The organism is Comamonas sp. NyZ500 (assembly GCF_016772095.1).
Classification (GTDB): Bacteria; Pseudomonadota; Gammaproteobacteria; order Burkholderiales; family Burkholderiaceae_C; genus Comamonas; species Comamonas thiooxydans.
In genome coordinates this window covers 134,525-155,045 of record NZ_JAEIJE010000008.1, presented here as the reverse complement: position 1 = coordinate 155,045, position 20,521 = coordinate 134,525, and the positions used below count along the sequence as shown (strand labels likewise).

General features: G+C 61.6%; 20 protein-coding genes. 9 read left to right on the top strand and 11 right to left on the bottom strand.

Translation table 11 applies throughout. The features are described 5' to 3' along the window. Nucleotides 1-4: 4 nt before the first annotated feature. A complete protein-coding gene (locus tag JAO85_RS14330; RefSeq protein WP_370552206.1) occupies nt 5-715 on the top strand; it encodes an EthD domain-containing protein in 711 nt (236 codons plus the stop codon). A 175-nt stretch (nt 716-890) separates the two neighbouring features. Here the strand turns inward: JAO85_RS14330 and JAO85_RS14325 are convergent, their stop codons facing one another. The 3 genes from JAO85_RS14325 to JAO85_RS14315 all read right to left on the bottom strand — a co-directional run bounded on the left by JAO85_RS14325 (nt 891) and on the right by JAO85_RS14315 (nt 4,351). Continuing rightward, nucleotides 891-2,000, bottom strand: a complete 1,110-nt coding sequence (locus JAO85_RS14325) for a Rieske 2Fe-2S domain-containing protein (protein ID WP_202788347.1) — start codon at nt 1,998-2,000, stop codon at nt 891-893. A 158-nt stretch (nt 2,001-2,158) separates the two neighbouring features. Beyond that, nucleotides 2,159-2,995: an SDR family NAD(P)-dependent oxidoreductase gene (locus JAO85_RS14320; protein WP_202788346.1), complete on the bottom strand. Its 837-nt coding sequence runs from the start codon at nt 2,993-2,995 to the stop codon at nt 2,159-2,161. 21 nt (nt 2,996-3,016) lie between these two features. Beyond that, nucleotides 3,017-4,351, bottom strand: a complete 1,335-nt coding sequence (locus tag JAO85_RS14315) for an MFS transporter (protein WP_231879603.1) — start codon at nt 4,349-4,351, stop codon at nt 3,017-3,019. Between the two features lie 124 nt (nt 4,352-4,475). Between JAO85_RS14315 and JAO85_RS14310 the strand changes: the two genes are divergently transcribed. Both JAO85_RS14310 and JAO85_RS14305 read left to right on the top strand, forming a co-directional pair. Next, on the top strand, nt 4,476-5,900 hold the full coding sequence (locus tag JAO85_RS14310; protein ID WP_202788345.1) for a coniferyl aldehyde dehydrogenase: 1,425 nt from the start codon (nt 4,476-4,478) through the stop codon (nt 5,898-5,900). 268 nt (nt 5,901-6,168) lie between these two features. Beyond that, nucleotides 6,169-6,939 carry a glucose 1-dehydrogenase gene (locus tag JAO85_RS14305; protein ID WP_202788343.1) on the top strand — a complete coding sequence of 257 codons (771 nt, stop codon included), beginning with the start codon at nt 6,169-6,171 and terminating at the stop codon, nt 6,937-6,939. Between the two features lie 261 nt (nt 6,940-7,200). Here the strand turns inward: JAO85_RS14305 and JAO85_RS14300 are convergent, their stop codons facing one another. Further along, complete coding sequence (locus JAO85_RS14300; protein ID WP_202788342.1) at nt 7,201-8,136, bottom strand: LysR family transcriptional regulator; 936 nt, start codon at nt 8,134-8,136, stop codon at nt 7,201-7,203. Between the two features lie 79 nt (nt 8,137-8,215). Here JAO85_RS14300 and JAO85_RS14295 point away from each other — a divergent pair, with 79 nt between their 5' ends. The 4 genes from JAO85_RS14295 to JAO85_RS14280 are packed head-to-tail and all read left to right on the top strand — an operon-like array spanning nt 8,216 to nt 10,493. Then, a complete protein-coding gene (locus JAO85_RS14295; RefSeq protein ID WP_202788385.1) occupies nt 8,216-8,854 on the top strand; it encodes a DsbA family protein in 639 nt (212 codons plus the stop codon). 50 nt (nt 8,855-8,904) lie between these two features. Beyond that, nucleotides 8,905-9,804, top strand: a complete 900-nt coding sequence (locus JAO85_RS14290; protein ID WP_039049257.1) for an MBL fold metallo-hydrolase — start codon at nt 8,905-8,907, stop codon at nt 9,802-9,804. Between the two features lie 17 nt (nt 9,805-9,821). After that, nucleotides 9,822-10,214, top strand: coding sequence for a nuclear transport factor 2 family protein (locus JAO85_RS14285; protein WP_087864928.1), 393 nt, complete (start codon nt 9,822-9,824; stop codon nt 10,212-10,214). A gap of 18 nt (nt 10,215-10,232) precedes the next feature. Continuing rightward, the gene (locus tag JAO85_RS14280; RefSeq protein ID WP_034360276.1) at nt 10,233-10,493 is read left to right on the top strand and encodes a hypothetical protein; all 261 of its coding nucleotides are present in this window, start codon (nt 10,233-10,235) and stop codon (nt 10,491-10,493) included. A gap of 52 nt (nt 10,494-10,545) precedes the next feature. On the opposite strand, the gene JAO85_RS14275 is transcribed toward JAO85_RS14280, so the two are convergent. The 6 genes from JAO85_RS14275 to JAO85_RS14250 all read right to left on the bottom strand — a co-directional run bounded on the left by JAO85_RS14275 (nt 10,546) and on the right by JAO85_RS14250 (nt 17,954). Further along, nucleotides 10,546-11,379 (bottom strand): aminoglycoside phosphotransferase family protein, encoded by an 834-nt coding sequence (locus JAO85_RS14275; protein WP_202788341.1) that lies wholly within the window; start codon nt 11,377-11,379, stop codon nt 10,546-10,548. A 279-nt stretch (nt 11,380-11,658) separates the two neighbouring features. Further along, nucleotides 11,659-12,150 (bottom strand): hypothetical protein, encoded by a 492-nt coding sequence (locus JAO85_RS14270; protein ID WP_034378479.1) that lies wholly within the window; start codon nt 12,148-12,150, stop codon nt 11,659-11,661. A gap of 238 nt (nt 12,151-12,388) precedes the next feature. Beyond that, complete coding sequence (locus tag JAO85_RS14265) at nt 12,389-12,865, bottom strand: GNAT family N-acetyltransferase (protein WP_012837511.1); 477 nt, start codon at nt 12,863-12,865, stop codon at nt 12,389-12,391. A gap of 123 nt (nt 12,866-12,988) precedes the next feature. Next, nucleotides 12,989-13,573 carry a nucleotidyltransferase family protein gene (locus JAO85_RS14260; protein WP_039049304.1) on the bottom strand — a complete coding sequence of 195 codons (585 nt, stop codon included), beginning with the start codon at nt 13,571-13,573 and terminating at the stop codon, nt 12,989-12,991. A gap of 222 nt (nt 13,574-13,795) precedes the next feature. Then, nucleotides 13,796-15,922, bottom strand: coding sequence for an NAD(P)/FAD-dependent oxidoreductase (locus JAO85_RS14255; protein ID WP_039049258.1), 2,127 nt, complete (start codon nt 15,920-15,922; stop codon nt 13,796-13,798). A gap of 16 nt (nt 15,923-15,938) precedes the next feature. Further along, entirely contained in the window at nt 15,939-17,954 is a 2,016-nt protein-coding gene (locus JAO85_RS14250; protein ID WP_039049259.1) for an NADPH-dependent 2,4-dienoyl-CoA reductase, read from the bottom strand. A gap of 155 nt (nt 17,955-18,109) precedes the next feature. Here JAO85_RS14250 and JAO85_RS14245 point away from each other — a divergent pair, with 155 nt between their 5' ends. Both JAO85_RS14245 and JAO85_RS14240 read left to right on the top strand, forming a co-directional pair. Next, on the top strand, nt 18,110-18,883 hold the full coding sequence (locus JAO85_RS14245) for a 3-alpha-hydroxysteroid 3-dehydrogenase (RefSeq protein WP_012837515.1): 774 nt from the start codon (nt 18,110-18,112) through the stop codon (nt 18,881-18,883). Nucleotides 18,884-19,027: 144 nt separating this feature from the next. Continuing rightward, nucleotides 19,028-19,405, top strand: coding sequence for a steroid Delta-isomerase (locus JAO85_RS14240; protein ID WP_034396811.1), 378 nt, complete (start codon nt 19,028-19,030; stop codon nt 19,403-19,405). Nucleotides 19,406-19,567: 162 nt separating this feature from the next. Here the strand turns inward: JAO85_RS14240 and JAO85_RS14235 are convergent, their stop codons facing one another. Further along, nucleotides 19,568-20,479, bottom strand: coding sequence for a bifunctional GNAT family N-acetyltransferase/nucleoside diphosphate kinase regulator (locus JAO85_RS14235; protein ID WP_039049261.1), 912 nt, complete (start codon nt 20,477-20,479; stop codon nt 19,568-19,570). Between the last annotated feature and the right edge of the window lie 42 nt (nt 20,480-20,521).

Here is a 20,521-nt window from a genome sequence, read left to right as displayed (position 1 = left end):
AAAAGTGACAGAGAAGGATTCTTGCGTCGTCTGGAAGATGATCTATCTGGCGCGGCGCAACCCGGCGCTGCGCCCAGAGGAGTTTGCGCAGGCCTGGCGCGAGCATTCCGCGCTGGGCCGCCAGTGCCGCAACGTGGGCCAGCGCGTCAAGGCCGTGGCCCAGTGCTCACGCCATCTACAGGCAGATGCCGCAGAGCTGAGCAAGGACTATGACGGCGTCAACCTCATGGTGCTGGCCGAGCGCGAAGCAGGCTCTGCGATCTGGAGCGACCCCGAAACCCTGGCCATCATGCGCCCCGACGAGCCACGCGTGTTTGCCGACTATGTTCGCAATTTCTCGCTGCTATGCCGTCAGCAGGTGTTGCGTGGCAGCCTGTGCGCAGATGTCTTGCCGCAGCACAAACAAGTCATGCTGATCGGATTTTTGCAGCGCAGCGACGTCTGGCGCGAGGCTGCGGCCTTGCCGGAGATTTGTCCACCGCAGTGGCAAAGCCCTGCTCTGGGCCTGGCCAGCCGCATTGTCTGCAACACCATTGATGAGCAGCCTCCTTCCGGCTACGGCTACCGCCATGTGGTCGAGTGGTGGTTTGACTCGGTGGAGCAGGCGCAGGCTGCAGCGGCTTCACTCGATGTCTCGGCCCGTGCGCAGGACGGCGAGTTCGGCTGGGGCGAGCATGTCTTCATGCTGACTGAGGTGACGCATGCCAGACCTTGAGGACTTGAAAAGATAGTAGCTGCTTGCGCTTTATGAATAAGGATTTCAATATGTTTTGTATTGAAATTTCATGGAGATAAAGCGCTGGAAGCTATGGTTTTATAGGGCAGACCTTCACCCCGACAAAAAAGGCCCATGCAAGCGCATGGGCCTTTGGCCTTGGAGATTCTCGGGATCAGGCCGTCGCTTCCTCGGCTTCCTGGGTATAGGCCACCATTCCGCGAGGAATGTACCTGCCTTCGCACTGGTCCAGATACTCGGCCACCTTGGCGCGGGGGTTGTAGAACTGCTTGTACCAGATGCGGGCCTTGAGGAAGGCACCGTCGCTGGGGATGAACAGCGGGTTCAGGCAGGGCGCCTTCTGAGACCAGACTTCGAAGTCCTGGGCAAAGGCCAGGCGGCTGGCCTCCTGGTACTGTTTGGCCGCGATTTCGTCCGCCTTGGTGGGCAGGCCGCCGTGTGCAGTCTTGACCAGCAGGTTGTGCCAGACCTTGATCCTGCCGTCCTCGATGGGGGTGTGCATGATCATCATGAAGGAGTTGAACATGCCGCTGACCTTGGCGACCAGGATGGAGGGGCCGTGGTACCAGGTGTCGGTGTGCAGATCGGCGCTGGCGCCGCCTTCGCCCACCAGGGTGCGGTGACCGCCGCACTGGCGCTGGATGGCGTTGTGGCCCTTGAACTCATTCTCGAAGCGCGCCACGGTGGAGCCGTGGATGGGGCTCAGATGACCATAGTCGGCAATATTGTCCACGACCTCCATGGGGTGCTGGTTCAGCTCGCCCAGGTAATCCCACTGGCCGTTGACATAGGTCTCGTCATGCCAGTCGCCAAAAGTGGGCAGATCGTAGTCGGGCTCGCCGCCTTCGGGATCGAACCAGACCCAGATGGCTCCGTACTGCTCGACAACCTTCCAGCTCTTGACTGCGGCCGCGGCCGGAATGGCTCCGTCGTGATAGGGGATGTGGTTGCACTTGCCGTCCGAGCCGAAGCGCCAGCCGTGGTAGGGGCAGCGGATGCCGTCGCCTTCCACATTGCTGCCGCCGCCGTCGATCACCACATAGCTGGTGGCATTGGGCGCTGCCAGATGGGTCTTCATATGGGGGCAGTAAGCGTCCAGCAGCACGACCTTGCCGCTTTCGCGGCCACGGTACAGCGCGAAATCCTGGCCGAAGAAGCGCACGGCCACGGGCTTGTGGGTGTCGAGCGCCTTGGCCTCGGAAATCATGAACCAGCCACGTGGGTAGGTGAATTCACCGAGGCGGTAGTCCTTCGTGGTTGCCATTGCAGAGGTCTCCGTATTTAGTTTTGGACGGATGAATCTTCTGGCAAGCGGCGTCGCCGCGCATACTCTGTTTGGACGAGTGAAGGCGCGGCCTTGATCTGGCGCAAATCGCACAGGGTTTGCCCTTGGTTGGGTGTTTGCGCACGCTTACCTGCTGCTCACATGGTCGCCGCCACGCGCTCTTTGTGAAGTGGTTGCAGGTCAATCATGGTGTAACTCTTGGCCAGTGGCAGAGCGTCTTTCTCAGTGCCCAGCCAGAACAGTGCCGCCGCAATTTCTTCGGGGGTGGAGGCACCATAGCGCTGAGCCAGCAGGCCATCGTCGCCCAGCGTGGCCTTGACGGCCTCGGTGCTCACCACGCCGGGGTTGACGCTGAAGGCGCGCACATTCTGCTGCTTGTATTCGGTGTTGATGCATCCGGCCAGGCGCGCGATGGCGGCCTTGGAGGCTCCATAGGCAAAGCCCCAGCCGCCCTGGTCGGCGGGCACGGGCGGGTTGTACTGGCCCGCAGCCGAGCACACATTGATGATGCGGCCGCCGCCTTGTGCCGCCATGACCGGCAGCAGGCGCTGAGCCAGATGGAAAGGAGCGATGACATTGCCCAGCATGGAGCGCTGCAGCGACTCGGCCGTTATCTCGGGGATCAGGTGGTTGATCTCGCGGTTTTGGTAGACGGCGTTGTTGATCAGCAGATCGACACGGCCAAAGCGTTTCAGCACGGCGTCGGCGGCCTTGTCCAGGCTGCTCAGGTCCATCAGGTCCATGACATGCGGAAACACCTCGCCCCCAGCGGCCTCAATGGCCTTGGCTGTGGACTCCAGACTGCCGGACAGAAGCTGGCCGTTGGGCAGGCGCAGCTGGTTTTCCATCTGCGCACCTTCGGTCAGCGTGCGGGCGGTGATGGCCACGCGCCATCCCTTGATGGCAAAGAAGACGGCGGTTGCAGCGCCAATGCCGCGGCTGGCACCGGTGATGAGAACTACGGGGCGGCTCATGAGAGTCTCCAATTTTGATGATCAGGCGGCATTCATCTGCAACTGCTGCAGGCGCTGCTTATAGGGGCGGATGGCCAACGCGAAGAAAAGCGAAGTGATGACTAGAAGCGAGGTCACGCCCATCAGCGCCCAGCGCAGGCCTTCGGAGCCATGGGTCCGGGCAAAGTAGTCCGACAGAATGCCGGTTACCAGCGGACCCAGGCCCACGCCCAGCAAGGTCATGAAAAGATTGAGAAGTGCCGAGGCGACGCTGCGTTCGGCTGCAGTCACCATCTGGCTGACGGCGCTGTATGAGAGCGTGGCAAACCAGCTCGCAAAAAAGCCGAACAGCAGGGCAAATGCCATGGCATAGGGGACCTTGATGCCGGCAACCGTCCAGAAGTCGGATACAGGCCAGAAAAACACGGCGACGCCTGCAGGCACGGCGCACAAGGTGCCCATGGCGGCCAGACGCAGCTGCCAGCGCGAGTCGCGCTGGGTCAATCTGTCGCTGAGCCAGCCGCAGAACATGGCGCCGAACACGGCACCCAGGCCGCTGGCCAGGCCGAACACCAGGCCGGCGTGAGAGATGCTCATGCCGTGAATGCGCATGAAAAAGCTCGGCGCCCAGACACCGTAGCCATAACCTGCAATACCGGCCACGCCGCAGGCGATGCAGATATAGCGCAGCGACGCCATGCCCAGCAGGCGCCTGAGCTGGCGAAACATGGATTCGCGCGGAGCGCTGTCTTGAGCTGCGGGCTTGATGCTTTCATAGGCGCCACGTGCCGGTTCCTTGACAAAGAAATACACCAGCAGCGCAAGAATCACGCCCGGAATGCCGAAGGCGAGAAACACGGAGCGCCAGCCGTAATGCTGGGCCACCATGCCGCCTATGACCAGTCCCAGCAGCGTTCCCAGGTTGGGGCCCATCATGAAAAGACTGATGGCAAACGAACGCATCTTGGGAGGATACAGGTCCGAGACTATGGACACCGAGGGCGCCATGCCGCCGGCTTCGCCCACGGCCACGCTCATGCGGGCCAGCAGCATGTGCCAGTACTGGGTGGCCACGCCGCAGGCAGCGGTGGCAAGGCTCCAGATCCCGCAGCACAGGGCCACGATGTTGCGGCGGTTGCGGGTGTCGGCCAGACGCCCCACAGGCACACCCAGCATGGCATAGATCAGACCGAAGGCCAGCCCCGTGAGCAAACCCATCTCGGTATCGGAGGCGCCGAATTCCTGTTTGACGGGCTCCAGCAAAATAGACAGAACCTGTCGGTCAATGAAGGAGAAAATATAGACCAGCGCCAGCAGGGCGAGGCTGAGATGAGTGCGCCAGCTGACGGCGGGAGGCGGGGTTTGATGGGTGTGCATGCGCTGCATCGTGCGAGGGGCCTAGGGTTATGCCATCGTCTTTTTGGACGACGACCACGAAATCCGGAGGTCTGAGCATGTGCCTTCCGTTCATGGCTTTCAAGAGAAATATCGAGGAGACAAAATGACCCAGACGAATTCGTCCATCGGCATTCGCCAGCTGCTGGACATGCAAAAACAGGCCTTTATCGAAGAGGCTGCGGTCAGCGCCGATGTGCGCATGCAGCGCATTCAGCAAGTCATCGACATGCTGGTGGAGCACAAGGAGGAACTTTGCCAGGCCATGGGCGAAGACTTTGGTGGCCGCCCCGCCGTGTTCTCGCTGGCCAATGACATTCTTGGCTCGCTCTCCTCGCTCAAGCATGCACGCGATCACCTCAGGGACTGGCTGGGTGACTCCGAACGCCCCAGCGTCAAACCCTTTGACATGTTTGGCGCCACGGCCTGGGTCAAATACCAGCCCAAGGGCGTGATCGGCATCATCGGCACCTGGAATGCACCTCTGTTCACCTTGCTGTCGCCGCTGGCCTGCGCGTTCGCGGCGGGCAACCGGGCCGTGCTCAAGCCCTCCGAAATTGCGCCGCGTACGGCCCAGGTGCTGGCCGAGGCCGTGGCCAGGCGCTTTGATCCCCAGGTGCTGGCCGTGGTGCAGGGAGGCCCCGAAGTGGCTGCGGCGTTTGCCGAGCAGCCCTGGAACCATATGGTCTTCACGGGCTCCACCAGCGTGGGCAAGCTCATCATGGCTGCCGCCGCCAGAAACCTGGTGCCCGTGACGCTGGAGCTGGGTGGCAAGTCTCCCGTGCTGGTGGGCGATTCCGCCGACATCGCCAATGCGGCCGAACGCATCGCCGTAGGCAAATCGCTCAACTCCGGCCAGCTTTGCGTGTCACCTGATGTGGTCTGGGTCCATGAATCCCGCCTGCAGGCGCTGGCCGATGGCATTGCCTCGCAATACCAGGCGCTGTATCCCTCGGTGACAGGCAACGCAGACATGACACCCGTGATCAACGAGCGCCACCACGCACGTGTGAAAGCCTATGTCGATGATGCCAAGGCGCGCGGTCTGACCGTGCTGGAGGTCGGCGCCGCGCAAGCCGGCGCAGACCGCCGCCTGCCGCTGGCGCTGGTCGTCAACCCGCCAGCCGAAGCCGAAATCTCTCAGCACGAGATCTTTGGCCCGGCCGTGGTGCTGCGCAGCTTCCAGAACATCCGCGATGCCGTGGCTGCGATCAATGCCGGTGAGCGCCCGCTGGCCCTGTACTACTTCGGCAGCGACGAGACGGAGCAGAACTGGGTGCTGGACAACACGCTGTCCGGCGGTGTCTCCATCAATGATGTGGTCATGCATCCGGCGCTGGAGGATGCGCCGTTTGGCGGCGTGGGCGCTTCGGGCATGGGCCACTATCATGGCCGCGAGGGTTTTCTCGAGTTCAGCCATGCCCGCTCCGTCTACAAGGCCGGCAACCACGACCCGCGTCGCGAGTGGGGCATGCTGCCGCCCTACAACCCGCAGTTCGAACAGATGCTGCAGGCCGCAGTCACTCCCTGAGCCGCTGTGCTTCGCCGAGGAAGACGACAGCCTCGCTGCGGGGCGGCGGGGCCGCTTTGGCCCTGGCTCGCTGTCCTTGATCTGGACTTTGCCTGATTCGCGGCTCTGCCCTGGTGCAGCGCTATCCATTTCAAGGGCTCAATTCTTGCGTGTTGACGCAAGCTGCAGGGGCTGGCCATGGGGCTTGTCCCATGGTCCGTTTGGCTGATGCCCTGAAAGCGTTTCGTACAGAGCATGGGCGGGTCTGAACGCAATCATAGGAAGAGACATGAACGAGATTTTTCGCCAGTTTTCGCTGGAGGGGAAGGTGGCCGTGGTGACCGGCGCGGGCAAGGGTATCGGTCGTGCATGCGCTGTCACGCTGGCGAAGGCCGGTGCCGATGTGGCGCTGTTTGCGCGCACCGAGGCGGATCTGCAGGCCGTCAAGGCCGAAATTGAAGCGCTGGGCCGCCGCGCCATTGCCGTGCAGGGCGATGTGAACAAGGAAGAAGATCTGGACAAGCTCATCGTCCGCACTGTGGAGGAGCTGGGCAAGATCAATGTGCTCATCAACAATGTGGGCGGTGGCGGCCCCAACGACCCGCGCAAGGTCACGGGCAAGGCCGTGGGCGACATGCTGGCCTTCAATGTGGTGCCTGCATACACGCTGATCCAGAAGGCGGCTGCGGCCATGGAAGCTGCGGGCGGCGGAGCGGTGGTCAATATCTCGTCAACGGCGGCACGCTACTCGCAAAAGTACTTCAGCGCCTATGGTGCGGCCAAGGCCGCTCTCAACCAGATGACACGCTGCCTGGCGCAGGACTTCGGTCCCAGGGTGCGTATCAACGCCATCGAGCCCGGCACCATCATGACCGATGCACTGGCGCCGTTTCTCACGCCGGATCGCAAGGAGCGCATGGAAAAAACCACACCCATGGCACGCATGGGCCAGCCCGAAGACATTGCCAGTGCCGCGCTGTTTCTGGCCAGCCCCGCATCGAGCTGGGTGACCGGCAAAGTGCTGGGGGTGGACGGAGGTGTGGAGGCGCCCAACTTCTGAGTCTGATGGCATCGCTCAGGCGGGAGCGACCGCCTCGCACAGGAAAAGGGGAGCTTGGGCTCCCTTTTTCTATGCACTCTGACGATGTCGCTTGAGCTTGATCCGCAGCAGGAATCGAGCCGCTGGGTTCCCGGTCAAGCGCAATTGCAAGGTCTGCAAGCTGCTGCCCGGATGGCGTGGCTGCTGTGTGGTGGTGGTCCGATGTGGCTTCAACATGCCATCGCCCGAGCCGCTTGTCAGCTGCCTGATGGCCTGCCCTGGTCATGCCCTGGAGCGGATTTGCTCTTGCATCAGGTCCACGAAGGCTTTGACCTTTGCCGGTCGGAATCGTGCAGTCGGGAACACGGCATGAACGCCCCCCGATGGCAGCGACCAACTGGGCAGCACCTGTATCAGCGCGCCGCTCTTCAAATCATCGGCCACGGCGAAGTCGGGCAGTACCGACAAGCCCGCCCCATGACGCACGGCTTCGCGCACGGCCAGTGTCGCATCGAGCGAGATCGCAGGGTGTACCGTCACGCTCTGGCGCTCCAGCTCGCTGCGTGAGAAGCTCCAGTTGCAGGGTTCACGCAAGGCCGTGTTCGCGACAAAGGGGAGCTCGCTGATGTGCTGTGGCTGTTTGAGCTGCGTCACTTGCCGGCGCAATGAGGGAGCGGCGACCAGCAATTGCCTGAAGCTCCCGATCTGGCGGGCCTGCACATTCAAGTGGGAAAGCCAGCCGACGCGGATTGCCAGCTCGACCTGCCCCGACATCAGATCAAGCGGCTGGTCGCTGAACACTGCGTCCACCTTGCATTGGGGATAGTGCCGCGTGAACTCGGTGATGGCTGGCACCACTGCCGTGATGCCATAGTCCAGCGGGGCGGTCAGACGCAAGGTTCCCGAAGGCTCGGCCGCCACTTCACCCAGCTCGTCGAAAGCATTGCCCGCTTCCTTGAGGATGGATGCGCAGCGTTGATAAAAGATCCGGCCTGCATCGGTGGGAACGACCTTGCGGGTGGTGCGGGTCAGAAGCGTTGTGTGGAATTCGCGCTCCAGCCTTGCGACCTGCTGGCTGACCACGGCCTTGGTGATGCCCAGCCGGTCCGCGGCCGCCGTGAAACTGCCGGTTTCCACCACGGCCGCGAAGTAGGCCAGGCGCTTGAGATTGGCAAGCCTGCCGGCGACGGATTCTTCTGAATTGTTTGCCATTGACATACAGTTTATCTATTCGATCAGGATTTTTCTGTCAATGCTTTGTTCCTACGATCACGGTATTGAAGCAACGGAGCCCTCGGTGACCAAGACCCTGCATTACGTATTCGACCCCCTGTGCGGCTGGTGCTACGGTGCCGCCGCAGCGGTGGCGGCTCTGGGCAAAGTGCCTGAGGTCGAACTGCGGCTGCTGCCCAGCGGCCTTTTCGCAGGCGCCGGTGCACGTCTCATGGACGATGGCTTTGCCGCCTATGCCTGGAGCAACGATCAGCGCATCGAGCGCCTGACGGGCCAGCGCTTTAGCGATCGCTACCGCAGCCATGTGCTGTCGGATCGTCAGCAACTGTTCGACAGCGGACCGGCCACTCTGGCGCTGAGCGCTGTCAGTCTGTGCACCCCAGAGCGTGAGCTTGACGCCCTTGAGGCCATTCAGCATGCCCGCTACGTCAATGGCGAGGACATCACGCAAGCGGACACATTGATGGCAGTTCTGCAGGCCCTGGGGCTGGAGCAGGCTGCTGCAAGCCTGCTCCGGTCCGATGGCGAACTGCTGGCTGCCAATCGCGCCCGCATCGAAGGCGCAAAGGCGCTGCAGAGCCAGCTTGGCGCGCGTGGCGTTCCAAGCTTCATCCTGGAAACCAATGGCCAGCGCCAATTGCTGAACTCCAGTGCCGCTTACTCCAATCCGCAGGCCTTTGCCGAGCAACTCAGCGCGGCCTGAACCTTTCGCGTCTGACCCCTGCCATTCTTGAAATTCACTGAAGGACCATCATGATGAATCGCCGAGACTTTGTTCAAACCGCCGCCGCTGCCGGCATTGCCACAGGCCTGGCTGGTTGCGCCGCAGCTGTGAGCGGCCATTCCAGGCTGCAATGGAAGCACTTTCCCGCAGGCGACAAGGGCTTTTTCCGTGCGCCCGTGCTGCTCTCGGGCGACAGGGAGGCCATGCTCATCGACGGCGGCTTTTCCCTGCCCGATGGCCGTGCCGTGGCCGAAGCCATCAAGGCATCTGGCAAGCAGCTGACCACCATCTACGTCAGCCAGAGCGACCCGGACTATTACTTCAGCCTGGGCCCGATCAAGGCAGCCTTCCCTGCTGCCAGGGTACTGGCCGCCTCCGACACCATTGCCGCCATCCGCGCCAACGTGCAAAAGAAGATAGTTACCTGGGCGCCCCAGCTCAAGGAGAACGGTCCGCAGAAGCTCGCCGACATCGTCTTTCCTGAAGCCTATGACGGCCCTGCACTGATGCTGGAAGGCAACACCATCGAAATCGTCAAGGCACAAGGACTGGAGAACCGCCGCTACCTGTGGGTCCCCTCGCTGAATGCAGTCTTCGGTGGCGTGCTGATCTTCTCCGGGTTGCATGTGTGGACGGCCGATACCCCGACGGCAACCTCTCGCGCGGCCTGGGTAAAGAACCTGGAAGCCATCGCTGCGCGCAATCCGGCCGTGGTCGTTCCGGGCCACCTGGGCGCCCATGGAGCGCTGGATGTTTCGGCCGTGAACTACACCCGCGAGTACCTGCTGGCCTTCGAGCAGGAGCTGGCCAGGGCGGCCAATGGCGACGCGCTGATCGCAGCCATGAACAAGCGCTATCCTGACGCCGGCCTGGCCGCCGCGCTGCAGATCGGCGCCAAGGTGGCCACGGGTGAGATGAAATGGGGCTGAAGCCCGGGATGCACACCATGACCACCAATCTGGATATCATCCGCGCGACCTACGAAGGTTCGTCCGAAGAGAACGGCAGGAATCTGCTGGCAGCACTGGCGCCCGATGCCCGATGGACAGAGGCAGCCGGTTTTCCCTATGCAGGAACTTATGTCGGCCCGCAGCAGATTGTCGCGGGCGTGTTCCAGCGGCTGGCGACGGAGTGGGACGGCTACAGCGCCAAGGTCCACACCTACCTGACCGATGGCGACCGTGTGGCAGCCTTCGGCGTCTATTCGGGAACCTACCGCAAGACGGGCAAGGCGATGACGGCGGGCTTTGCTCACCTGTACCGGCTCAAGGAGGGCAGGATCACGAGCATGGAGCAGTATGTGGACAGCCACCTGGTGCAGCAGGCGCTGCTGGCCTGAGCGCGACGGAGTCCTGCCATGAGCGAAGTCAATGCGCAGCTGCAAGCCATTCTGTCGCTGATGCGGGCCGGGCAATGGAATGCCGCGCACGATGCCGTGCAGCGACATGAAGGCCTGCTCGCGGCCTGGCTGCACGGACTGCTGCATCTGCAGGAAGGCGATCTGGAGGACGCCGAGAACTGGTATGAGCGGGCAGGGCTGCGCTTCAGGCAGCGCGGCACGCTGCAGCAGGAGCTGGCCCGGTTCGAAGCGGCGCTGCGCGCTCGGTCCGGTGCGTGAACCCGAGGCCGGGCGTCCGAGAGCCGGCCTTTTGGCGGCAGAGCTGGAAGCCTCATCCCAGTGTCTGTCGGGCGAGATGCGCAACGGCCAGCTGCCTGTTGGCCCTGGTGCGCTCTCCGTCCTCCAGGAACCAGGCTGCCGACAAAGCGGCGTGAGCCATAACCCATTTGAGTAAACGCTGGGGTTCCAGCCCCGTGACATTGATGACTACTGCAAGCTGCCGCGCGAAGCGCCCCGGGTCGGTGCAAGTCTCCAGGTCGGGGTTGCACAGCACGCTAACGTAGTCGTAGTACCGCTCACCTGTAACGCGCTTTGGATCTATCGCCAGCCATCCACGTCTGTCGAAATCGAGGATGTTGCCATGGTGCGCATCGCCATGCAGGACGACAGGCTCGCGCTGCTCATTCAGCAACTCAGCTGCCGCCGTTGCGCATTCGGCCATCAAGCCGCCTTCCTGCTGCGCCATGAATGCGAGTGACCTAAAAAAATCCGTCAGCGTCAGCAGTTCTTCAGGTGGTGCGGAGGATCTCTTTGAATGCAGTTGCTCGATGGTGTGGCAGATACAGCTTGTCGCTGCATCATCTTCGCCTTCTCTAGCCATGTGCAGCAAATGCTTGGAGCCGGTTGCGCGCTCCATCAGCAGCGCTCCTGAATCTTGGTCGCAAGCATAGACTCGCGCTGCGCCATTGCCGTCCCACCATTGAAGCACTCTGCCGCCGATGCGCTCGTCAAGGTTTCGCGTGATCTTGATCATCGCAGGAAGATCTGCCCAGTTCCTTGCAAGGATGACTGGCAGAAGGTCACTTGTATGAGTTGTGAAGGGGTCACCAGCCGCCTTCGCACTCCAGCGGTGGAGATGGATATCAAACAGGTCGAGGTTGGGCATCTGGCTGATTTTCGAGCTAACTCATGCAATCCGAAGGTGTGGTGCGGTATCCAATGTCCGCTGACGGCTGTGGCTTCAACTGCTCAATGCAGCTCCTTGACCGGGGCTCCGGAGTGTCGGGCATGCCTGGGAAGGTCGGCTGGGTGGTGTGCTCAATTTCTCCGGCATTACTTTCTTCCGGTGCTCAAGCCAGCTTCCGCAAGCAGCCAAGGCCATGCTACGGACATTGGTCGCCCTGAAAGGGCCCCCGACTTCTGAGCAAGGGTCTTGTCCAGAGGTTCAGTCCTCGCTCTCACGCGGGTAGCCTGCGTCTGCCCAGCGCTGTGCAGAAGCACGGGTGAGACTATGGTCCGGCCGGACTCGTACCTTGGCCAATTCACTGCCGTCCGCTGCAGTGGCAGTGAGAGTCGCCGTGGGATTGTCCTCATCGGGCTCAATATCGAGAGCCACCGTCACGCGCAATCCGCGCACTTCAATCTGTATGGCCTTGTGCAACAGCGCTGCCTGGTGCTGCTCATGGCGACGTATCACTTCGCTGGCAGTCTTTACCAGCGTGTTGAAGGCCGACACGTCAAGAGGCTTGGGATTCTTCTTGTCGCGCCCCATGGTCCATGGGCCGACCAGAGCTGGTTCCGCCTGACCGTCTTGGGTCATTGACACTGCCCAGCCATCGTCGTCTTCATTCTTGATGACGCGGGCTTCCCAGCCCTTGTGGTGCCAAAGGCGGTCTTCGAAGATGGAGACGTCTTCTGGTTCGAGTTCTGCTGGCATGTCTGGACTTTTCCTGGAGCTATCAAGTCCAAAGTCTACTGTTTCTTTATACAGTTTGTGAGGCTGGGTCTATCTCAAGCTTGGGCGCTGTGGGCCATGCCTGCCCTGACCAGGTCGATGCGGAGACCGGCATTGGGCAAGACCGTCCTGGCTGAAAGCAGCGGCTGCATTCGAGCATCGAGTCAACCCAAAGCCGCCATCAATTGACGAACCTCATTCGTCCATCTGGAGTGAGAGACTACAGTTCATGGCTATACACGATGAAACCGCTATGCTTGGCTAATTTGTCGTAGAGCGCTCGGCCGGCTTCATTGGTTGCTTGTGTTTGCCAATAGACGCGATTTGAGCCAGCCAGTATTGCTTGCTTATAGACCTTGCTGATCAGGGCCTTGCCAACTCCAAGCTGACGCCTTTTCGGGGCCGTGAAAAGATCCTGCAGATAGCAGACCGGACCAAGTCTCGTAGTACTACGGTGAAATATGTAATGAGCTAGGCCAACCACTTCTCCTGCATCTTCAGCGACCAGCGCAAATACAGGTTCGATGGGATTGAAGAATCGCTCCCAGGTCTTTTGGGTAATTTCCTTCGCCAGTCCGGTAGCTCCGGACCTTCCATAGAAAGCGTTATAGCCATCCCAGAGCGAAAGCCAGGCTTCAAAGTCATGTGGTTGGACTTCTCTTACTACGACAGTTGTTGCAGCGTCACTTTTAGACATGGGAAAGACTTTTCATAGTACGAGCCGTGAGTAAATTGAACGGTCTGCACCGAAGTGTAAGGTCTGCTCGTGGCCGCTAGGCCACCGTCCCGGCACGACCCAGGGCGGACATGCATGCACACATCAGCGTGCATCAATTCTCTGAGGCTGATGACCCTGGGCAACGATTCGCAGCCATGGCCAACGCGCTTGGTAAGACTCGGCCTTCTGTTGGAAAAGCTCACGATGCGGCGTCAATGGATTGAGTGCCAAAACTCCGTCATAGATCAGATCCAGGCTGTTCGGTGCATAGAGGCCGCCTGGGCGAAGACCCACGCAGGTAGCTGGGATCAGGAACCGGTCTATTCCCTCGCAAGAGCTTCGCAGTGCCTCATATGGGCGACCGAAATATGACTCGTACCAAAGGTGAACCCGAGCTTGGTTCGTGACTTCAATCCTGATGCCAAGGTCGCGTAAAACGCGATCGGCATGTGCTTGCATCTTCTGCTCCGCACCGTCAGTGGTGCTCGATGGATCAAAGTAGAAGAGATCGTAGTCTTTGATGGAATCCTCTGGATTCCGCTTCGCCTGCACATTCCAAACTGTCTGAAATAAGCAGCCTGCAACAAGCCAGCCGTCTGGAAGATTCAAATCATCCCAGCGTTCAAGAATCGTACGATTGTTGATATTTTGGAGGACATCCGCAACGAAGCGCTCAGGCGTAGGCATCGGGACAGTCAATCCTTGGTGGAGCAAAAGTGAGAGGCAGGTTCGAGCCTATTTTGCTTCAGTTGCGAAAACCCGCTTCCGACCAGATGAAGCCCCTCGCTCCGGCTGGCTGCATGCAGGCAATCGGCAAAGGGCCTGGTGCTGCCGAAATACTGTGATGCCAATGGAAAACCGCCTGCGCGCTCCATGCACGCAGGCGGTTTCAGCTATCAAGGAGTATCTTCAGACTTCGCGCCCGGCCTGATGGCCTGAATGCATGGCGCCCTCGATATAGCCCAGATCCTGGCAGTCGCCGATGCGGCGCACGGGAGTCCGGGTAAGGGATTGCAGCTGGTCGGCAACGGCGGAGTCGGCCTCGGCTCCAATGGCCAGCACCACGGAGTCGGCTGGCGTGCGGTATTCCTCGCCTTTTTTGTCCGTCCAGACGACTTCCTTGCGCTCGATGCGCGTGACGTTGGACTGCATCAGCAGCTTGCCGTGCTTCTTCACGGCGTCGTACACGCGCCAGCGGCGCACGATGGCCAGTTCGGTACCGGGATGGGTGCCGGGGTCCAGCACGGTGACTTCGCGGCCGCGATCGAGCAGGAACTCGGCCAGTTCCAGGCCGACCAGGCCTGCGCCGATGATGACCACGCGCTTGCCCAGGGGCATCCACAGCTTGGACAGGTTCTGGATCGCTGCCGTGCTGTCCGTCACCTTGAACATGCCGCCGGCCTTGAACAGCGCGCGCTCGGCCAGATTCAGCTTGGCCCTGGCAATTTCTTCGGCGCGATCGCCCGTCATCAGACGGCGCAGTTCGTCGCCGCTCCAGACATGGCTTTGCTGCGCGCCTTCGATGGCGGGCGCGGCACGCCTGGCGCCGGTGCCCACCAGAATTTCGTCAGGCTGCAGCTCGGCCAGCAGCCCGGCATCGACCGTGGTGTTCAAACGTAGCTGGATGTTCGGGTGGTCCATCTGCCGCACCAGATAGTCGAGCAGGCGGCCGTTCTCGGGATAGGCCAGTGCGGCAAAGAACAGCGTGCCGCCCAGGCGGTCGCTGCGCTCGACCAGCGTCACGCGATGGCCGCGCAGGGCGGCGACGCGGGCGGCTTCCATACCCGAAGGGCCGCCACCGACGATCAGTACATGCTTGGGCTTTTCGGCAAAGGTGATGGTCTTGGTCGCCTCGTGGCCGGTCTGTGCGTTGACCGCGCACTTGATGCCCTTGTTGATGAAAATCTCGCTTACGCAGGCATAGCAATAAATGCAGGGGCGCACGCTCTGGGCGGCGTTGGCTTGCAGTTTGTTGGCCAGGTCGGGGTCGGCCAGCAGCTTGCGGCCCATGGCCACAAAGTCAATCTCGCCATTGCTGATGGCGGCGGCGGCGGCATCCAGCTCCCAGCGGCCGGCCGAGATGATGGGAATGCCGACGGCCTTTTTGATGCCGGTGGCAAATTCGCGATAGGCATTCTGCTTTTGCGGAATCGGTGCATCGGTGAAGGCCGTGCCTGTGGGCAGGCGCGCATAGGCCGAGACGTTGATGGCATCCACGCCCAGCTCTTCGCAGAGCTTGGCGGTCTTGAGCGCCTCGTCCATGGTGATGCCGCCGGGCGTGTGCATTTCTTCTGCGTCGATGCGCACCCAGATGGGGTAGTCAGCGCCCACGCGCTCGCGCACGGCAGTCAGCACCTCGCGCAGCAGGCGGCTGCGGTTTTCATAGCTGCCGCCGTATTCATCGACACGGCTGTTGAAAAAGGGAGAGAGGAAGTTGGCGATCATGTAGTTGTGCGCGCAGTGCACTTCCACAGCATCGAAGTTGGCCTGCTTGGCGCGCAGGGCGGCCGCAGCAAACCATTCCACCATCTGTGCAATATCGGCCTTGTCCATCACGCGGTAGCGGTCGGGGTAGGGGCCAACCCCCACAAAGGTCGAGAACTCCTTGGGCGTGACGGTGCGCATGGCTTCGGCCACAGGGCCGTCGGGCGGAATCGAGGACACCCACATTTCGCGCCCGTGGGTGCGGTCATTGGCAGCGACCTTGCCGCTGTGATTGATCTGGATGGCGACTTTGCCGCCGTGCGAGTGAACGCGGCGCGTGACTTCAGCCAGACCGGGGATGAAGCTGTCGTTGGAGATGCCCAGTTGGTGCGGCTCGCTGGTGCCGGTGGGCCAGGAGATGGCGGCCGTGCCCATGATGATGAGGCCGGTGCCGCCCTTGGCACGCTCTTCGTAATAGTCCTGGGCGCGTTCGCCGCAGATACCGTCGGTGCCGCCATAGTTCTCGCCCATGGGGGCCATGATGATGCGGTTCTTCAGCTCCATGGTGCCGATACGGCCCGGCTCCAGCATTGATGCGTGGGGATTGCTCATTTTGTTTCGCTGTCTCCTATAGTTTTCGGCCGAGTTCGGCCCCTTCTTCGATGGCGCGCGCTGCATCAATTTTGTGGGCATTGCGCGCGCCCCCAATCACTGTGTGCGCAATGTTTTGTGCTTGAAGTCTTGATGACCAGGGGTCATGTGATTCCTGGCCGGCGCAGACCACGATGTTGTCCACGCTCAGGCAGCGCTGCTCGCCGCGTATGCGCAGGTGCAGGCCGTTGTCGTCGATGTGGATGTACTCCACATCGTTGAACATGCGTGCGCTTTTGTTCTTGAGCCGGGCGCGGCGAATCCAGCCCGTGGTGGTTGGCAGGCTGCTGCCCATGGCCGCCTTGCTGCGCTGAAGCAGCCAGATCTGACGCGGCGAATCGGCTTTCTCGCTGGCCTTGATGCCGCCGCGTTGCTCGCGTTCGGGGTCGATACCCCATTCGCGGTCAAAGGCGGCCACGCTGCCGTCGTCGGCCTTGTGATGGGCCAGCAATTCGGCCATGTCAAAGCCCAGCGGCCCCGCGCCCACGATGGCCACGCGTTCACCGACAAAGCGGGGGCTGCGCAAGGCCTCGATATAGTCCACCACCTTGGAGCTGTTCTCGCCCTCAATGCCGCTGCGTCGCGGTGTCACTCCCGTGGCCACGACCACGTGATCAAAGACGCTCAGGGTGTCGATGTCCGGTGTGGTGTTGAGTCGCAGTTCTATGCCCAGGCGCTGGATTTCATGCTCGAAGTAGCGCAGCGTCTCGCCCAGCTCCTGCTTGCCGGGCACCTTCTGCGCCAGAAAGAACTGGCCGCCGATGCGGATGCCGGGCTCGAACAGCGTCACCTTGTGGCCTCGGTCGGCCGCCTCGCGCGCGCAGGCCAGTCCTGCAGGTCCAGCACCGAGTACGGCGATCTTGCGCGGAACTGCGGCTTTTTCCTGCGGCCATTCCCATTCGCGGCAGGCTCTGGGGTTGACCAGGCAGCTGACCTGCTGGCGCGTGAAGATGCGATCCAGACAGGACTGATTGCAGGCAATGCAGGTGTTGATGGCGCTGCTCTGGCCCGCCTGCGCCTTGCGCACAAAGGCCGGGTCGGCCAGAAAGGGGCGAGCCATGGCCACCATGTCGGCATGACCCTGGGCAATCAGGTCATCGGCCACTTCGGGGGTGTTGATGCGGTTGCTGGCTGCGACGGGGACACTGACTGCCTGCCTGAGTTGCTCGGCAGCCCAGCTGAATGCAGCGCGTGGCACCATCATGGCGATGGTGGGAATGCGCGCCTCATGCCAACCCACGCTGGTGTTGAACAGGTTCACGCCAGCGGCTTCCAGCTGGCGGGCCAGGTCCAGCACTTCCTTCCAGTGGCTGCCATGCTCGACCAGGTCCATCAGAGACAGGCGAAAGCTGATGACGAAGTTCTCGGGCACAGCCGCGCGTATGCCCTGCACGATGCGCAGCGCAAAGCGGCTGCGCCCAGTGGCATCGCCGCCCCATTCGTCGGTGCGGAAGTTGGTCAGCGGCGCCAGAAACTGGTTGATCAGATAGCCCTCGCCGCCCATGACTTCCACGCCGTCATAGCCGGCTTCGCGGGCCAGGCAGGCGCAGCGCACATAGTCGGCAATGATCTGCTCGATCTGGGTCGCGCTGAGTTCGCGCGAGCTGCGGTTGCTGAGCCTGGAGAGCACGCTGCTGGGCGAGACGCCGCCGCTGCCGTGATCGTAGCGGCCCACATGCAGTACCTGCATGAGGATATGGCTGCCTTCGGCATGCACGGCGTCGGTGATGAGGCGGTGCCGGGCCGCCTGCTCTGGCGTGCACAGCGTGGAGAACTCGGCATGCTCGGGCATTCCCAGTGCGTACTCGTTGACGCCAAAGCCCCCGGTGACCATGAGCTGCAGCCCCTCCCGGGCACGCTCGGTGTAGAAGACCGCCAGCTTTTCAAAACCCTGCGCCTGATCCTCCAGCCCGGTATGCATGGAGCCCATCAGAATCCGGTTCTTGAGGGTGATATGGCCGATGGTGATGGGCTGGAAGAGATGGGGGTACATGGCTGAATTTCCTCACGCGCAGATGTTGTGCCAGTGTAGGAAGGGCCACGGTAAATTTTCCCTAGGGGAATTACATCGTCCGTTTGCATGTAGTCTGAGTTTTCATGATGGGCTTAGATGTGCGCCATCACCACACAGACAAAAGGAAACAAGACATGTCCATCATCGTGATGAGCGGCTGCGCCACCGGCATTGGTGCCGCTACGCGCAAGGTCCTGGAAGCGGCCGGCCACCAGATCGTTGGCATCGATATACGCGATGCGGAAGTGATTGCCGATCTCTCGACGGCCGAAGGTCGAAAGCAGGCGATTGCCGATGTACTGGCGAAGTGCAGCAAGGGCATGGACGGCCTGGTGCTGTGCGCCGGCCTGGGACCGCAGACCAAGGTGCTCGGCAATGTGGTTTCGGTCAATTATTTTGGCGCGACCGAGCTGATGGATGCTTTTCTGCCGCTGCTGAAACAGGGCCGGCAGCCCGCAGCCGTCGTCATCTCGTCCGTGGCTTCCGCGCATCTGGCTTTTGACAAGAACCCACTGGCACCGGCACTGGAGGCCGGCGAGGAAGCCAAGGCCCGTGCCATTGTCGAACAAGCGGGAGAGCAGGGCGGCAATCTGGCCTATGCGGGCAGCAAGAATGCCTTGACGGTGGCTGTGCGCAAACGCACCGCCGCCTGGGGCGAGGCCGGCGTGCGCCTGAACACCATCGCCCCCGGCGCGACCGAGACTCCCTTGCTGCAGGCGGGTCTGCAGGATCCGCGCTATGGCGAATCCATTGCCAAGTTCGTGCCTCCCATGGGCCGCCGAGCCGAGCCGTCCGAGATGGCGTCGGTCATCGCCTTTTTGATGAGCCCGGCCGCAAGCTATGTGCATGGCGCGCAGATTGTCATTGATGGCGGCATTGATGCGGTGATGCGTCCGACACAGTTCTGACCTCCCCCGAGGCAGGCCCTGCGTCTTCCTCCTCTCTCTGCGGGAGGGAGACTATGGCCTCGCCGCAAGGCGGATTTTTTGCTTGCTGTCCCTTGTTTGGGCATTGCCGGTTTTCAACGGCGCTTGCTAAAAGGATGATTTGAGATGAATACCCCAGAACATATGACCGCGGTTGTGCAGCGCTATGTGGCTGCGCTGAACGCCGGCGATCTGGACGGCATCGTCGCGCTGTTTGCCGATGACGCCACGGTGGAAGACCCCGTGGGCTCCGAACCCAGGTGCGGCACGGCTGCGATTCGTGCGTTTTACGCCAACTCGCTCAAGCTGCCGCTAGCGGTGGAGCTGACGCAGGAGGTGCGCGCGGTTGCCGACGAGGCGGCCTTCGCTTTCACCGTCAGTTTCGAGTATCAGGGCCGCAAGACCGTGATTGCGCCCATCGATCACTTTCGCTTCAATGGCGCGGGCAAGGTGGTGAGCATGCGCGCCTTGTTTGGCGAGAAGAATATTCACGCCGCCGTCTGATGAGAGTCAGGCGCTTGACTGCTTCTGATATGGAAGCAGTCTTCGCATGATTTAAAAGGATTACAAGACTCTTTGAATCTGAAATCCATTGATATAAAGCGGGAGATGCTATTGATTTTGTTGTTCAAGGCGGTGCAGCGAATGCCCCCAGCCTGAGCCGGCTTACAGATGGAAGTGCCCGGCTGCTTCGGGCTGGTAGAGCACTTTCTCGATCCGGATATGGCAGGTGCGATCGAGAATCCGCCAGTCGATGCGGTCTCCTTCCCGACAGCCCAGAATGGCCGTGCCCACGCCCGAGAAAACCGAGAGCCTTCCTGCACTGTCATCGGCATCCTCGGGATAGACCAGGGCCACTTCGACGGCCACCTCATCGAGGCGCAGCAAGGCTTTGGAGTTCATCGTGACCACATTACCCTGCACCTGCCGGGCATCGACGACGGCGGCACGCTCGATTTCATGCTCCAGATCGACCGCTTGCGACTCCCATTCCAGGGCGAGCAGATCTCTGATGCGTGCCTGATCCACGGCGGTGATGCAAATGCCGCCCGCCGCTCCCGGCAGCCCGGCGCGCAAGCGCTGGAGGTAGCGCTGCGCCGTCATCGCATAGGACTTGAGTGCGGGCGTTTCACTCTCCAGCACAAAGCCGTTGTGCGCAAAGGCCTTGAGCGAGCGCGTGTTGTCGGCATGGATCCTCGCAAGCAGTCTTTCGGCACGCATGTCGAAAAAGGCCAGCTTCATGCCCTCGTGCAAGGCGCTGGCGCCGAGCTTGCGCCCCCAGTGGTCGCGCTTGCCGATGACCAGCACGATTTCGCAGTCCGGTCCATTGCGGATCAGGCGCACGAAGCCAACGGGCAGGTCGTCGCGGTCGTAGGCCATGAAGAAGCGGCCGCCCTGATTGAAGAGATGGGTGAGTATGGGCAGCTGAACCCGGTCGATGAGCTGCTCTATGTGGCGCGAGACATGACGCGAATCGCTGAGGTGGCGCACGACGTCTTCGTCGCTCAGCCAGTCCATCAGATTCAGTGCATTGGCCCGCGTGATTTCCGGGCACAGGGATATGAAAGGCTTGCTCATCTTCAACACCGTCGGTTGCAAGAATGAAAGCCTTTCATGGCC